This is a genomic window from Thiogranum longum, assembly GCF_004339085.1.
GTDB classification, from domain to species: Bacteria; Pseudomonadota; Gammaproteobacteria; order DSM-19610; family DSM-19610; genus Thiogranum; species Thiogranum longum.
This window is the reverse complement of sequence record NZ_SMFX01000001.1, coordinates 1871888-1885690: the sequence shown is the minus strand read 5'-3', so window position 1 is coordinate 1885690 and position 13803 is coordinate 1871888. Positions and strand designations below refer to the sequence as shown.

General features: G+C 55.7%; 13 protein-coding genes. 2 read left to right on the top strand and 11 right to left on the bottom strand.

The genetic code is table 11. The annotated features are described in order from the left end of the window. Positions 1–149 precede the first annotated feature (149 nt). Entirely contained in the window at positions 150–902 is a 753-nt protein-coding gene (locus DFR30_RS09285; RefSeq protein WP_132972566.1) for a DUF3859 domain-containing protein, read from the top strand. A 15-nt stretch (positions 903–917) separates the two neighbouring features. Here the strand turns inward: DFR30_RS09285 and DFR30_RS09280 are convergent, their stop codons facing one another. Beyond that, entirely contained in the window at positions 918–1511 is a 594-nt protein-coding gene (locus DFR30_RS09280) for a hypothetical protein (protein ID WP_165869157.1), read from the bottom strand. A 739-nt stretch (positions 1512–2250) separates the two neighbouring features. Between DFR30_RS09280 and DFR30_RS09275 the strand changes: the two genes are divergently transcribed. Continuing rightward, positions 2251–2952 (top strand): hypothetical protein, encoded by a 702-nt coding sequence (locus DFR30_RS09275; protein ID WP_132972562.1) that lies wholly within the window; start codon positions 2251–2253, stop codon positions 2950–2952. A 111-nt stretch (positions 2953–3063) separates the two neighbouring features. Here the strand turns inward: DFR30_RS09275 and ccmI are convergent, their stop codons facing one another. Genes ccmI through DFR30_RS09225 form a run of 10 tightly spaced genes read right to left on the bottom strand, consistent with a single transcriptional unit; the run spans position 3064 to position 13784 of the window. Beyond that, positions 3064–4317 carry a c-type cytochrome biogenesis protein CcmI gene (gene ccmI / locus DFR30_RS09270; protein WP_132972560.1) on the bottom strand — a complete coding sequence of 418 codons (1254 nt, stop codon included), beginning with the start codon at positions 4315–4317 and terminating at the stop codon, positions 3064–3066. Continuing rightward, positions 4314–4814 carry a cytochrome c-type biogenesis protein gene (locus DFR30_RS09265; RefSeq protein ID WP_132972558.1) on the bottom strand — a complete coding sequence of 167 codons (501 nt, stop codon included), beginning with the start codon at positions 4812–4814 and terminating at the stop codon, positions 4314–4316. The genes ccmI and DFR30_RS09265 overlap by 4 nt, the downstream gene beginning before the upstream one ends. Beyond that, positions 4811–5350 carry a DsbE family thiol:disulfide interchange protein gene (locus DFR30_RS09260; protein ID WP_132972556.1) on the bottom strand — a complete coding sequence of 180 codons (540 nt, stop codon included), beginning with the start codon at positions 5348–5350 and terminating at the stop codon, positions 4811–4813. The genes DFR30_RS09265 and DFR30_RS09260 overlap by 4 nt, the downstream gene beginning before the upstream one ends. Then, the gene (locus DFR30_RS09255; protein WP_132972554.1) at positions 5350–7347 is read right to left on the bottom strand and encodes a heme lyase CcmF/NrfE family subunit; all 1998 of its coding nucleotides are present in this window, start codon (positions 7345–7347) and stop codon (positions 5350–5352) included. Before DFR30_RS09255 ends, DFR30_RS09260 begins: the two co-directional genes overlap by 1 nt. Beyond that, complete coding sequence (gene ccmE, locus DFR30_RS09250; protein WP_132972552.1) at positions 7344–7940, bottom strand: cytochrome c maturation protein CcmE; 597 nt, start codon at positions 7938–7940, stop codon at positions 7344–7346. Before ccmE ends, DFR30_RS09255 begins: the two co-directional genes overlap by 4 nt. Then, positions 7937–8104, bottom strand: coding sequence for a heme exporter protein CcmD (ccmD, locus tag DFR30_RS09245; protein ID WP_207891861.1), 168 nt, complete (start codon positions 8102–8104; stop codon positions 7937–7939). Before ccmD ends, ccmE begins: the two co-directional genes overlap by 4 nt. Then, the gene (locus DFR30_RS09240; RefSeq protein WP_132972550.1) at positions 8097–8837 is read right to left on the bottom strand and encodes a heme ABC transporter permease; all 741 of its coding nucleotides are present in this window, start codon (positions 8835–8837) and stop codon (positions 8097–8099) included. The genes ccmD and DFR30_RS09240 overlap by 8 nt, the downstream gene beginning before the upstream one ends. A 2-nt stretch (positions 8838–8839) precedes the next feature. After that, positions 8840–9523, bottom strand: coding sequence for a heme exporter protein CcmB (ccmB, locus tag DFR30_RS09235; RefSeq protein WP_132972548.1), 684 nt, complete (start codon positions 9521–9523; stop codon positions 8840–8842). Then, positions 9520–10155: a cytochrome c biogenesis heme-transporting ATPase CcmA gene (gene ccmA, locus DFR30_RS09230; protein WP_132972546.1), complete on the bottom strand. Its 636-nt coding sequence runs from the start codon at positions 10153–10155 to the stop codon at positions 9520–9522. The genes ccmB and ccmA overlap by 4 nt, the downstream gene beginning before the upstream one ends. Before the next feature lie 8 nt (positions 10156–10163). Further along, positions 10164–13784 carry a PPi-type phosphoenolpyruvate carboxykinase family protein gene (locus tag DFR30_RS09225; RefSeq protein WP_243640715.1) on the bottom strand — a complete coding sequence of 1207 codons (3621 nt, stop codon included), beginning with the start codon at positions 13782–13784 and terminating at the stop codon, positions 10164–10166. Between the last annotated feature and the right edge of the window lie 19 nt (positions 13785–13803).

Below are 13803 nucleotides of genomic sequence, written 5' to 3'. Positions count from 1 at the left end.
AATCTAATACCAAACCGGCTGAAACGTGGTTGTCAGAAGTGAGACCCGGCGGACATAAAATATCCGCCGGGTTTTTTATTTCTGCATATGGTGTATGCGTGTAACATATTTTGAGTCCAACAATTATTGTAAAGAGGAAGTGTTAATCCATGAAGTATCTGATTCTGATTCCGATTGCACTGCTGCTTGTACTGGGTGGTTGTGAGAACAACTCCGGCGCTACACAGGATGGTGACAAGCTTGCGACGTCGTCCGGGAGTACGGCACCGTTGAAACCCTCCGCTAATACCGACGAACCTCTCAAGGGGCATATAGGCCGCCCCGGTCTGTACCGGCTGGTACGCAGTGGGGGAGTAATTAACGACCCTACTACCGGTACCGGAAAGTCAGTCATCAAGCCAGTGGTAGAAATGGTCAAGTCAACTGAACGTATTCCTTTGATCAAGGGCGGGCAGATGTACCTGCAGTATCGTATATGGCCACTGCCCGCACTGCCGGCACATGTCGACCTCAGGCGGGTTGTGAAACACCCCAGAATGACGTTACCTGATGGTTCGTATTCGACGGGCTCGGATAGAACGATCAAAGGGAAGGTCGTCTCCAATCAGGTTATTGCCTATACCGGGTACGGACTGGATGAAGACTACGAGCTGGTTGAGGGCGACTGGATCTTCGAAATCTGGTACCAGGGTAAAAAGGTGATCGAACAGAAATTTACCACCCACCAGCCGAGCAAGGAGGAACTGGCAAAACTGAAGCCCATACTTGCTCTGGGTAATAGAGCGGTTGGCCAGAGCGAGCCTTCTAAGAAACCTTTTTCCAAACGTGACTGGCCCAGGATAATGGTGGGTGCGGGAGGGGTGGCAGTACCGGATACTGCAGAGGCGCCAAACAAACCCTGATAGTCGGGCAGGTGACTATTTAAACTCGAGTGTAATTGTGCGAAAGGTGTGCATCAGGTGGCTCAGGAACACAATCAGGAAGAATGTCATGCCAAGCATTTCCAGGGACTCTTCAACGGACTTGGAAAAATGCAGGACAGTGTCAGCGTCCAGCCCGTAGCGTTGTACCCGGTCATACTCGTTGATTGTGCCTTCGATAAAGTCCTGTCCTACGGCCAGCGCGAGGCAGGAGAACGCTGACAGAATGCCGAGTTTTTCATTGCGGCGGGGTAACGTTTTCCACAGGAAATACAGCATGAATACGCCCAGGGCGATAAATACAGGGCCTGACACGATTTGCCAGGTGTAACTGGGGTAAGCCGCGATAAGGTCAGAAAAAAGCGGAGATTGCTTTAACCCTTCGCCCAGGTGCTCGTGAAGTTCTGCCCCGTCATCAAGAGAGAGATAGGTAAACAGAAGTGCAATTATCAGCCAGCCTGAATACCGCCAGCTTGATCGTTCAATATGGCGGGCCAGTGCAAGGTTTGCCCAGGCGACAAGGGCGACGACGAATGTCAGTGTAGTGGAGTACCAGCCGGCGATGCTGTGTTCTGCGGCAGTGTTGAACATGCGGCGAATGGATTCGCTTGAACTGCCTCCGCGCCAGTTAACAGAGTAATCCAGAAAAAACAGCAATACGGTTATTGCTACGCAGATCAAGAAAATGACCCGGAGTGAACGTCTGGAATTGATTGCTATAGCAGCCACTTTCCGAACAGCAGAAACGTTTTTGCACGCGTCATCAGGTTCCATTGATTTTCCCTTGTGTGCTATTTGTTCACAAACACCTTCGTGTTCATGCCGGTTGTTGACTGTGCCGCGAAGGTCATACTGATAACTGTCAGTATGATCTGTGCCAGGGATTTAATCCATTTCATCTATCCCGATCAAGCCTGCTTGCCCTTATATAAAAAAATATTGAATAAAGTGGTGGGGCTGTACATCTATAAATAACGGCATAAAGCAGAAGCTGGATAACCACATATTTCAGTGGCCGGATTCTTTTTTTAGCCAGTCTGTTTGAGTTATGCATCAGGAAAATACAGGCATTGGGGATACTGTCTCATGAGTGTGAAAAAGCACAGACTTTGGAAGAGCAGCAGACTTTGACAGAACCAATGGAAATAATTTTCTTGTCGATGGCTTCGTCGACCCACGCACGTTGATGGTTATCCACGAAGCATTCGCTCAATAGTAAGTGAATACAGTGAGGAGGTGGGCCCGGCGAATGTCAGGTAGTTGAGTATCGGGAAACATTCGGCGGGAACATAAAATGAACAGAATTGACAACCAAACATGAGGAAAAGAAATGAAGAAATTTAATTTGACTCTAGTTGCAGGTATTATCGCTGGCATGAGTGGGGTGGCGCAGGCTGGCTCTTCTGACACCATTGACGGGTTCATGTCAAGAATAGACGCAGACGCTCCAAGTGGCGACAAGGTCAGTACTGTCCGCGCTAATTGTGGAGGCGGGGTTGAAGGCTTTGATGGTGCGTCAGCCGAAATCGAAATTTCTCAAAAGGGTAACAACAGCAAGGTAGAAATCGAACTGGAAGGCGGTGCCCCCAATACGCTGTACACTGTGTGGGTACGTATGAAAGGCGCTTCACACGGCGCATCATTCGGAGGCAGCCCGATTACCGGAGGTGGTGCAACGCCCCTCGCGCACACCGACGGACTGGCCCAGCTGGTTGCAGACTGGGTTGGAGCGGGTAGTCCGACTCAGCCAAACGGTTTCATCACCGATGCTGATGGTGAAGGTAAGTTAAAAGTCGAGCTGGACTTCCCGGTGGTTGGCGGTGCTTATCCCTTCAACCGGATGGCACATGATGATCATTTGCTTGCCCAAACCAAAAATCCTGATGCCCAGCCAATCCCGACAGCCATTGTGAATCCGTCTGATTCATTGATTGATGCGCCATTCATCATTCGCATGGTTTCACATTGTCAGGATCAGACAGGGCACGGCCTGTCACCATCCAAGCGTGAAGCCTGGTTCCAGTATCCCTGATTGGAAGTAGAGTAAAGCAATAAACAGCAAGGTACGATTCTTTTCTCTCCGGGGCGCAGCTTAAGCAGCGCCCCGTTTTTTTTACTTACAGCCCGGGTTGTGCAAGTATTTTTATTGTCCTACCTTTGCGTTGATCACGACATTTACTGTCTCAGGCGCATTACGTGTCGAAACCGGTTCCCGGGTTCCCTGTAAATCGCCCGCTGCCGGCATGGCCTGACCGGTTTTCGAGATTCTCGCACCGATACTTACCTGTGGAAAGCGTGACAATACCATGGCCGGTGACATGGCCAGGGAATCATCCAGTGTAACCGTTACCGGCAGGTCACGAACCTGTTTGCGCACGATGGCCAGTGGCATACGCGGGCCGCTGACGGCACGCGCGAAGATAAACACAGTGTCGTCGGGTGCGGCGCTGTCTTTCAGGGACGGGTCGAGCGAAACCTTGACACGAAGGGATGCACCGCCACTATCATTTTCAGCAGGAGGTGCTTTTGTTTCTGCGGGCGCGGCAGTACCGAGTTTCGAGCGCGCCAGCTGGATCTGCTGTTGCAGCACCCTGGACGTCTCGGAGCCTGCCTGTGCCTGTGCGGCAACGGCCTGCCAGTTATCCAGTGCGCCCTGGTAGTTGCCGTGCTGGTACAGCCAGTGTCCGAACAGCCACAGGCCCTTGAGGTTATCCGGTTGTTGCGCCAGTGCCTTCTTTAGCATGGCACCCACCTCATCGCTGAAGTTCCCGCCACTGGCGGCAATCAGCGTGTCGGCATAGTCGACCAGCAGTTCGGGTGTATCGCCACCGTATTTTCGCGCCTGTTCATAGGCGGCCGCTGCTTCATCAAACCGTTGCAGGGATGCATAACTGCGTGCCAGCAATATCCAGCCATCCGCGTGATCCGGTTCTGCGGCCAGGCGTTGTGCAAGTTCTTCCAGCACAGCATTGATTTCGTGCTCCGGCATACCGCCGCTATTGTCATTCGCGGCTTGTGCCGCCTGCGACGCCTGTTGTGAAGGATCGACAACACCCAGTTGCAGATAAAGCATGACAGCCAGAAGGGGGATGGCGGGCAACAGTATTGCCAGTAACCAGCGCCCGCTTCTTGAGCTGGCGCGAGGCTTGTCCGGGGTCTCGTCGATGGCGTTGAGCAGTTCACGTTCGAGATCGTGGTGGGCTGACTCAAAGGCGTCGGCATCCAGTTTCCCGGCCTCCATGTCAGCACCGAGTTCGGCCAGCTGTTCACGGATAACAGCGGTATTGAGCTGATCACGGTCGACATCAGTCCTGTGCCGGCTACGTAGCACCGGCACGGCAATAAAAAACAGGGCGAGAACGGCCATGACGCCAGCCAGTATCCAGAAAAGGGTCATGCAGGTTTGTCCCCGTTATTGTTGTCATCGCCAAGCAGTTGTTTCAGACGTTCCTTTTCCTGTTCGGAAAAGTCGGCTTCCGGCTGGCGCTTGCGTTGTCGAACGGTGTACAGCAGTATAAAAAATCCCACCGCGAGCAGACCGAACGGGCCATACCAGAGTATCCAGGTTTCGGGTTTGACAGGCGGGTTGTAAAGAACAAAGTCACCGTAACGTGCAACCAGGTAATCCACGATCTCCTGGTTACTCTTGCCCTGGTCCATCAGTTCATAAACTTCGCGACGCAGGTCGTGGGCAAGATCGGCATCCGAATCTGCCAGTGACTGGTTCTGGCACACCAGGCAGCGTAATTCTGCGATCAGTGACTTGAAACGGGTTTCATCGACATTGCCGCTGAAATCGAAGGCTTCCAGCCCGGCCGCCTGGAGTGGTGAGAACAGGGCGGATGAAATGGCCATGCAGGCAATGAGAACACCATAGAGGCGAAAAGACTTCATCCCTTTTCCTCGCGCAGTTTTTTGACCAGTGGCAGGATTTCGCGTTCGATGGCATCCCGTGTGAGTGGCCCGATATGTTTGTGGCGAATGATGCCCTGTTTGTCGATGATAAAGGTTTCCGGTGTGCCGTAGACACCCCAGTCAATTCCCACGCGACCTTCGGCATCAAAGGCATTGGCGACATAGGGGTCACCAAAGCGTTGCAACCACTGTTCGGCCGCAGGACGCTGGTCCTTGTAATTGAGGCCGTATATCGGCACACCGGACTTGCTCAGCTGAACGAGCAGAGGGTGTTCCTGGCGGCAGGCGACACACCAGGTCGCCCATACGTTGAGCAGTGAAACCTTGCCTTCAAGGTCTGCATTACTGAGCGATTGCTGCGGTTGCTTCAGCTTCGGCAGGTTAAATGCCGGGGCCGGCTTGTCGATCAGCGGGGAGGGGACTCTCTTGGGGTCGATGCCAAGCCCCTTGAACAGCAGGGCAACCAGTGCAAGGAACGCCAGCAGTGGCACGAGGTAGCGGAAAAATGCCGGCATCAGGCCCGCCCTCCCGCGGCCAGCGCATTACCCGGTGCTTCACCACGAAATTTTGCCAGCACGCGCAGTCGGTAGCGTGGGTCGGATGCAGCAAGCAGGCCGCCCAGGGCCATCAACAACCCGCCCAGCCAGATCCAGCGCACCATCGGCTTGTAATACAGGCGCAGTGCCCAGTCGCCGCCACCCAGTGACTCGCCGAGCGAGACATAGATGTCACGAAACAGCCCGGCGTCGATGCCGGCTTCGGTCATGGGTTTGGTCTGTACACGGTATTTACGCTTCTCGGGATGCAGTACAGCAATTTCCTCACCGTCACGGCTGACATGAAGCGTGCCGCGTTGCGCGGTGTAGTTGGGGCCTTCGTGTACGGCAACACCGTCAAAACGGAACAGGTAATCGTTGAGCATGATTTCCTGTCCCGGGCTCATGCGCACATCCTTCTCGACGTCGAACTGGGTCACGAAGGTGACACCAACCACGAACATGGCAATACCAAGATGCGCTACCCACATGCCATAGTAAGAACGACTTCCACGGCCTGCCAGGTCGGCAAACAGTTTCCTGATGCCGCCACGATTACGCAGCCTGAGGTGCAGGCTGGTGAGCAACGTGGTGAGCAACCACATTGAAAGTCCGACCGCCAGTCCGGCAGACCATGAGCCACTCATGAATGGCATGGCCACGGCAACACCTGCCGCAATACTGATGGCGAGTGAAACACGCAGCTGCCGCAGCAGTTCAGCCGGGTCCTGGTGCTTCCAGCGTGTCAGCGGTCCCGCACCCATCAGCAGAATCATGAGCGGAGCAAAGGTTACAAACATACTATTGAACCAGGGAAAGCCGACCGAGATCTTTCCCCACTGGAGCGCGTCGTAGAGTAAGGGCGCCAGCGTACCGAGCAATACCAGCGCAGTAATGAGGATCAGCAACAGATTGTTGCCCAGCAACAGCGTTTCGCGTGACAGTATGTCAAAGCCGCCACCGCGTGAAATACCCGGTGCACGTAGTGCATACAGTAACAGCGAGCCACCGATCACCAGCATCAGGAACACCAGGATAAACAGGCCGCGTGCCGGGTCCGAGGCAAAGGCGTGCACCGAGGTCAGTACTCCGGAACGCACCAGGAAGGTACCCAGCAGACTCAGTGAGAAGGCGAGCAGTGCCAGTAATACAGTCCAGCGTTTGAAGGCGCCACGCTTTTCCGTTACAGCCAGTGAGTGAATCAATGCGGTACCGGCAAGCCAGGGCATAAAGGAGGCGTTCTCGACCGGGTCCCAGAACCACCAGCCACCCCAGCCGAGTTCGTAATAGGCCCACCAGCTGCCGAGCACAATGCCGATGGTAAGGAACATCCAGGCCACCAGCGTCCAGGGGCGCGACCAGCGCGCCCAGGCATTGTCCAGCTTGCCGCCGATCAGCGCCGCTATGGCAAAACTGAAGGCGACCGACATGCCGACGTAGCCCATGTAGAGCATTGGCGGGTGGATCGCCAGGCCAAAGTCCTGCAACAACGGGTTAAGTTCCCCACCCTGTAAAGCCACGGGAAACAGCCGTGCAAAAGGATTCGAGGTAAACAGCAGAAACGACAGGAAGCCGATACTGATCATGCCCATCACCGAGAGGACACGCGCCACGATGACATCTGGCAGGTTGCGGGTAAAGCCGGCAACCGCAACCGACCAGGCGGAAAGGATCAATACCCAGAGCAGTAAAGAGCCTTCGTGTGCACCCCACACGGCGGAAATCTTGTAGATTGTCGGCAGCTCGGTGTTGCCGTGCTGTGCAACATAAAGCACAGAGAAGTCATCGCTCAGAAAGGCATAAACCAGTGCGGCAAAGGCAAATGCAAGAAACACAAACTGGCCATAGGCCAGTGGACGCGCCATTGCCACCCATGAGGGGGTGCGGTTAAGACTGCCGATCAGCGGGACGGTTGCCTGAACTACCGCCAGGCACAGTGCGAGGATAAGCGCGAAGTGTCCAAGTTCGGGAATCATGGCGTGGCACCCTGTTTGGTGGCGGAATTCACCTCACGCCCCAGGGCGTCCTCTCTTCCGCCTGCGGCGGAATTCACCTCACGCCCCAGGGCGTCTTCTCTTCCGCCTGCGGCGGAATTCACCTCACGCCCCAGGGCGTCTTCTCTTCCGCCTGCGGCGGAATTCACCTCATGTGATTTCTTCAGTGCATCGGCGACTTCCGGCGGCATGTAGTTTTCATCATGTTTGGCCAGCACTTCATCGGCGATGAATACACCGTCTGTATTGAGTTTTCCATGTGCCACTATGCCCTGTCCCTCGCGGAACAGGTCGGGAAGGATGCCGGTATATTCAATCGTCACTGTTCTGGTGTTGTCAGTGACATCGAAGCGTGTGGTCAGTCCATTGGGCAGACGCTTGACGCTGCCGTTGGTAACCAGGCCGCCGAGCCGGAAGGTGTGGTCGGCTGGCGCCTCGCCCGAAGCCACTTCGCTCGGCGAATAAAAGAACATCAGGTTCTGGTTAAAGGCATTCAATGCGAAACCGACAGCGATGGCGACGCCGGCCACCATCAGGCCGATCAGGATCAGGCGTTTACGGCGGGCAGGATTCATTGTTTCATCCTCTGCGCGCGCTTTTCACGCTGCGCCAGTTGGGTTAACAGTTTACGGCGTCCCCTGACAGGGGCGATCAGGTTCGCCAGCAGCACGACCAGCGTGATGCCGTAGGAACTCCAGACGTAGGTGGCGTAGCCGCCCATGTGCAGAAAGTCATTCATTTTCAGCCACCAGTTCCTTGACCCAGCTTGTATTGCGTTCACGCTGGAGTACTTCGACACGCGCGCGCAGCAGCACAACCACGGCGTAAAAGAGTTTGAAGGCAACAGCCATCAGCAGCAGAGGAATCAGCATGCGAAAATCAATGGAAGGCGCATCGAATTTTGTCACAGTTGGTCCCTGGTGCAGGGTGTTCCACCATTCAACCGAGTAGTGAATGATCGGTATATTAACGACACCGACCAGGGCCAGGATCGAAGTGGCGCGTGCTGCAGTGCGTCGGTCATCGATGGCGTTGTACAGGGCGATCACACCCAGGTACAGGAACAGCAGGATCAGTTCCGACGTCAGACGCGCATCCCAGACCCACCAACTGCCCCACATGGGCTTGCCCCAGATGGAACCGGTAATGAGTGCCAGGAAGGTAAACGATGCACCGATGTGCGCACTGCTGATGGCCATGATCTCGGCCAGCTTGATACGCCACACCAGTCCGATGACGCCGGCGATGGCCATCACCATATAAATGAACAACGACATCCACGCTGCCGGCACGTGTACAAACATAATGCGGTAGCTGTCGCCCTGCTGGTAGTCCGTCGGTGCCACCAGCAGACCCTGGTAGAGGCCGGCCAGCATGAAACCGAGACAGGCGACACCCAGCCAGGGTATCCACTTGCCACTGATGCGGTAGAAATGTTTGGGTGAGGCGAGCTTGTGGAAGAAACGTAACATGGTCAACTCATACTAATGCGCAGGGATGCGGCGGTGGCGGCGGGCGACAGACTGATGGCCAGGATCAGCAACGCCGTTAGCAGGGAAAGATGTGCGCTGACCTGTAGCCCGGCATCACTGCTGGCGACAGCGCTGGCAGCAAAGATCAACACCGGCACGTACAACGGCAACACCAGCAGTGACAGGATGGTACCACCCTTGCGCAGGCCAACGGTCAGTGCCACACCGATAGCGCCAACCAGGCTCAGTACCGGTGTACCCAGTGCCAGTGTAATCAGCAGTGTTTGCATTGCATCACCGGACAGGTTGAGTAGCACGCCGAGCAACGGTGCCACAATCAGCAACGGCAGACCGGTGATCAGCCAGTGCGCCAGCACCTTGGCAATCATCAGTACCGACAGCGGGTGAGGACTGAGCAGTAACTGTTCCAGTGAACCGTCGTCGAAGTCGGAGCGAAACACGGTCTCCAGTGACAGCAGTGATGCAAGCAGGGCGGCGACCCAGATAATACCCGGGCCGATTTCGCGTAACAGTGCCGGGTCGGCACTGATGCCGAGTGGAAACAGCGCCGTCACCAGCACAAAGAACAACAACGGATTGATCATTTCCGAACGTCGACGGTAGGCCAGCGTCAGGTCGCGACGCAGCAGAGTGCTGAAAGCCTGTGGGAGTGTGGCGGGTGTCATGCGGAAAGATTAATGTGCGTAATGTCGCTGCTGTCCAGTGTTACGGCGTGATGTGATGTAACGGCGAGCATACCACCGTCCTCCAGGTGTTTGTTGATCATGTTCTCAATCAACGAGATGCCGTGTGTGTCAAGTGATGTAAATGGCTCATCGAGAATCCACAATGGCGACCGGGTTGCCAGCAGCCTCGCCAATGCCAGCCGCCGCTTCTGTCCGGCTGACAGATTAATAGCGCAGACATCATCGAAGCCACCAAGTTCCATGGCATCCAGTGTTTCGGCAATGCCCAGCTCCGAGGGAGTACCAAGGCTGCGTGCGAAAACGAGATTTTCCTGCGCCGTGAGTTCCAGCTTGATACCGTCCTTGTGTCCGACCCACGCGGTTACGGCGTTATACCCGGTCGACAGCCGGTAGATGTCCCCACCGTTCCAGTGGATATGGCCTTCATCAGGTTGGCGAATACCACACAGAATACGCAACAGTGAGGTTTTTCCACTGCCATTGCGGCCTTCGACCAGCAAAGCCTGGCCGGCTTTCAGGGAGAAGGATAATTCGCTGAACAGGCTGCGGTCATCACGTATGCAGGTGAGATTGCAGGCTTCCAGCGTGTGGTTCTGATCGTAGGGGGCCATGCGTCTCGCTATTGCAAACGAGCACGCCGGAAGCGGGCCTTGAAGCGTTGCAACAGAGTCAGGTGTTTAACGTCCACGCCGTCGGCCACTTTGGCCGGTTCAACCGCGCCACTGTCGGAGAAAGACAGTTTCATGCGGTTCCAGTTGATCAACTGGTTGGCGGCGGCGACCGTTGAAAGCCCGAGCGGGTCAGCGCCCAGTGTGCCAACCAGGCTTTTGAGATAACGACGGCTTTGTGTCTGCTTCAGCCGTTCGGTTGCACGCTGGTAACGTCCGGCAATGTCGAGACGTTGCGCCTCATCGGCGTAATCGGCGTCGTCCATGAACTGCTTCAGGTAATTTACATTGCGTTGCCACAAGGCAATGTCGCGGTACTGTTTGACTTCCAGGCGCTGTTTGTACCAGCGCGACTTGAGCAGGTTGTCACGGGTAAACATGTCCCGGAATTCAGGGTGATGGGCATCCATGCCTTCGTGCTTGCCGGTTGCCATGATATTGATCAATGCCTGTAGCGGCGGGCAGGCGTCCTCGATGCTGCCATCGTCGATGAACCGTTGAGCCTCACGCTGTTGCGCTTCGACAATATTATTGACACCGTCAACGAACACGTCGGGGTTCTGGACTTCCGGCTTGAGAATTTCCTCGGTAAACACAGCGGCGGGATTGTCAAAGATCTTGCCGAAGAAACCGTGTACGAAGCGGCTGGTGATGCGATAGCCAAGCCGGCTGGCCAGAACCTGTTCATCGTTGTGCTCGAAGTCTTCCAGTTTTTCCAGGTAACCTTTTTCAATCAGCCAGACCGGATCACGTTGCTCGGGTTCGAGGCGTGCCCAGATTTCCGGTACCAGCAGGCTGATGTCATGGTTAACCCGGACTTCCGGGCCGACGTGGCCCGCGGAGCTGGAAAAGCCGGCATAGCCGGTGAGGATATACGATACCAGTGCGTTGTTCAGGTCGGCCACTGTACGCAGGGCATTGAACGGCCCCTTGGTGAGCGCGCCTTCACTGCCGGCGCCTGTAGTGGAGGGCGACTTGCCGGTCAGGCTGCACAGGAAATCCATGAACAGCTCCGGCAGCTCCTGGTAGTGAATCGGGTTATAGACGGCCAGTGGACGAATACCGGGTTCGGGCGGGTTGTTGCGGCGACCGGTCAGCACGGCATCAACCGGGTGGCAGACTTGCTGTTCCAGCGGCAATTTGCGGTGGAAGCGGGTACTCATTTCGGCGACGTGTTTGCGCACCGGGTTGACCAGGTCCGGCCGTGTCTGCAGGTAGCGTGGATTCTTCGATGGCGCGCCGTCCACCATGCGCGGGTGTGCGGATGAAACCACATACGGGCTGTTTTCTTTGTACGCGGATTTCAGCAAATCCTGCATCGGTTGTGTGAACTGGTAAAAAGTATGTACATCCTCGACCAGTTCCCTGACCTTGTCGTGATTGAGAGGTTCGTAGTTGGCAAAGAAATTATCCGGCCTGGACATATCAAGCTCGGTCTGCTTGTCGAAGCCCGGGATGATGGCGTCATCGGGGCGCTGGAAAAGCCGGTATTCACAGTTGTGCGTCAGCTTGACACTGTGCGCGCCGGCACGCGCCGGTGCGCAGTCAGCAATACAGGATGACGGCACCACCACCGAGGCGGTGATGTCATCTTCCATCTGTATCTTCTCGGTGGCGATATAGTCCTGGCGTAATTTAAAGGTTCGCCACTTGGCGTCACGGTCAAAACCGACGCGCAGGTAGGAGGCGACAATATGGCGGTCATCGAGTTTCAGTTCATGCGCCGGAGCACCGTCCACCCGGTCCACGGACAGGTGATCACGCCAGTTGTTGCCCCATTCCGGCCGGTAGAAACGCTTGATGATAAATACCAGCGCCAGGATGCGTGGTGATATGGAATCCAGCCACGCGTTGAATTCATCGGTGTAACTCGAGCTGGGTGTCAGCAGTTTGATAACGGAGCCGAGGCTGCGCTCAGGGCTGAGCGGCTTGCGCATCGGGTCGCGGTCTTCTTTTTCGAAGCCGGGTTTGAAGCGCGTGCTGTAGTCCATGTCGAAAATGGCCTGCACCTGGTCGAGGTCTTTTTGCAGGTCATCGACGAACAGCGAGCGATAGATCACGGCATCATTCAGTGACTTGGATATCTCTGATTTGCCACCGCCGGAAACGGTAGAAGGTTTGTGGCAGAAGGTACCTTCCGGGTTGGTGCCGACCAGTCGCCAGGACGGTGCGCCCGGGTGTTTCAGCATTTCGACCTTGTAGCCGTTGGGCTGCATGTAGATCTTTTCCGGCTGCAGACGGATCGTTTTCTGTTCACCCTCTTTTTCCCAGGTGATGGTCTGGGCGTTCAGGTCCATGCGGACCTTTTGCGGGACGTAGACAATCTGCGGAAACTTTTTGTCGATGGCATAGCCTTCCGGCTTCACATCCATTAGCTCACTATAGCGTTCGGCAATTTCATCAAAGGAATAACCGGGCTTGTGTGTACGGCTGTCGACGCCGTATTCCTCGCCATGATTTCGGCGCGGGAAAGCCAGTGCGCCACCGGCGTGTTCTTCTTCGGCCATGCCGTACAGGTTGGCGGCAAAGCCGATCTGTGTCTTGACTTCCTTCTTGCAGTAGCCGAAGTAATTGTCGGCCAGCAGCGTAATGATAACGCCGCTTTCGTCACGTGCCGTAATCTTGAAAGCCTGGCCGTTGTTGTAGATCTCGTCATTGTCTTTCCAGCACATGCCGTCGGCACGTTGCCGTTCAGTGGCGTCATCCCGGTGCGGCAGCCCCAGGTCTCTCTTGGAGAGGCCGACCAGTTGCGGCGCCAGGATCACGCAGCCGGTGTGGCCGGTCCAGTGATCCACGTCCAGCGCGGCATCGAATTCGGCAAGGTAGGGATTACCGCCATTGCCGAAAATACTTTCCACAAAATCGAGGTTGCTGACCAGGTTGCCGGGCGCGAAGAAATGAATCTCCATCGACTTTTCCGCTTCCTTGCCGGGAATGGCCGGGCATACCACCGGCCGCAGCAGCAGTGACACAAACATATGTGCCGGGTCGGGCAGGTTGGCGGTGAAAGGAATGGTCAGCAAATCCTTCGGCGGATTCAGTGCGTGGGTGAGCATGTGTGCAAAGGCGATTTTCGGAACGGCTTTTTTATCGCCGGGAATCGGCAGGCCGCCTTCGGCGATATGGAAAGAGCCTTCAGTGGTGCGTCGGTCACTGGCCGGGTTGTGCAGCACACCGTTCTTGACCCGGTAGCTGGAAACAATGTCCGAGCGGAATACATCCTCACCCATCGGCAGCGACAACTCACGTGCCACGCCGTGTCGATCCAGTATAAAGGACTGGGTCGGCAATGACGGTACTCTGTCCAGTGACAGATCATCCAGGTAGCGATTGAGGAAATCCTGGATACGCTGGTCGACCCAGCAGTGATAATCGGCCAGCAGGCGATTCTTTTCGCGATAGCTGCGCAGCAGGTCGCCGGAGATATCGAGAAAGCGGGCGGCATCTTGCGGTACACAGGTGGGTTGGCCGGAAGAGGCCAGTTTAAGATTGATGTAGAGTTGCAGTTCTTCGCGTTCCTGCTCGGGACATTCCACTTCCCTGTTCACACCTAGCGCGTGCGCAAAATCCATCAACCTCTCCTCACTGGCT

Bases quoted from the DNA above. Each gene is read 5' to 3' on its own strand.
- ccmE (WP_132972552.1), bottom strand. From the start codon at position 7,940: ATGAATCCTGCCCGCCGTAAACGCCTGATCCTGATCGGCCTGATGGTG.
- ccmD (WP_207891861.1), bottom strand. From the start codon at position 8,104: ATGAATGACTTTCTGCACATGGGCGGCTACGCCACCTACGTCTGGAGT.
- DFR30_RS09275 (WP_132972562.1), top strand. From the start codon at position 2,251: ATGAAGAAATTTAATTTGACTCTAGTTGCAGGTATTATCGCTGGCATG.
- DFR30_RS09240 (WP_132972550.1), bottom strand. From the start codon at position 8,837: ATGTTACGTTTCTTCCACAAGCTCGCCTCACCCAAACATTTCTACCGC.
- ccmI (WP_132972560.1), bottom strand. From the start codon at position 4,317: ATGACCCTTTTCTGGATACTGGCTGGCGTCATGGCCGTTCTCGCCCTG.
- DFR30_RS09285 (WP_132972566.1), top strand. From the start codon at position 150: ATGAAGTATCTGATTCTGATTCCGATTGCACTGCTGCTTGTACTGGGT.
- ccmA (WP_132972546.1), bottom strand. From the start codon at position 10,155: ATGGCCCCCTACGATCAGAACCACACGCTGGAAGCCTGCAATCTCACC.
- DFR30_RS09280 (WP_165869157.1), bottom strand. From the start codon at position 1,511: ATGTTCAACACTGCCGCAGAACACAGCATCGCCGGCTGGTACTCCACT.
- DFR30_RS09255 (WP_132972554.1), bottom strand. From the start codon at position 7,347: ATGATTCCCGAACTTGGACACTTCGCGCTTATCCTCGCACTGTGCCTG.
- ccmB (WP_132972548.1), bottom strand. From the start codon at position 9,523: ATGACACCCGCCACACTCCCACAGGCTTTCAGCACTCTGCTGCGTCGC.
- DFR30_RS09265 (WP_132972558.1), bottom strand. From the start codon at position 4,814: ATGAAGTCTTTTCGCCTCTATGGTGTTCTCATTGCCTGCATGGCCATT.
- DFR30_RS09260 (WP_132972556.1), bottom strand. From the start codon at position 5,350: ATGCCGGCATTTTTCCGCTACCTCGTGCCACTGCTGGCGTTCCTTGCA.
- DFR30_RS09225 (WP_243640715.1), bottom strand. From the start codon at position 13,784: ATGGATTTTGCGCACGCGCTAGGTGTGAACAGGGAAGTGGAATGTCCC.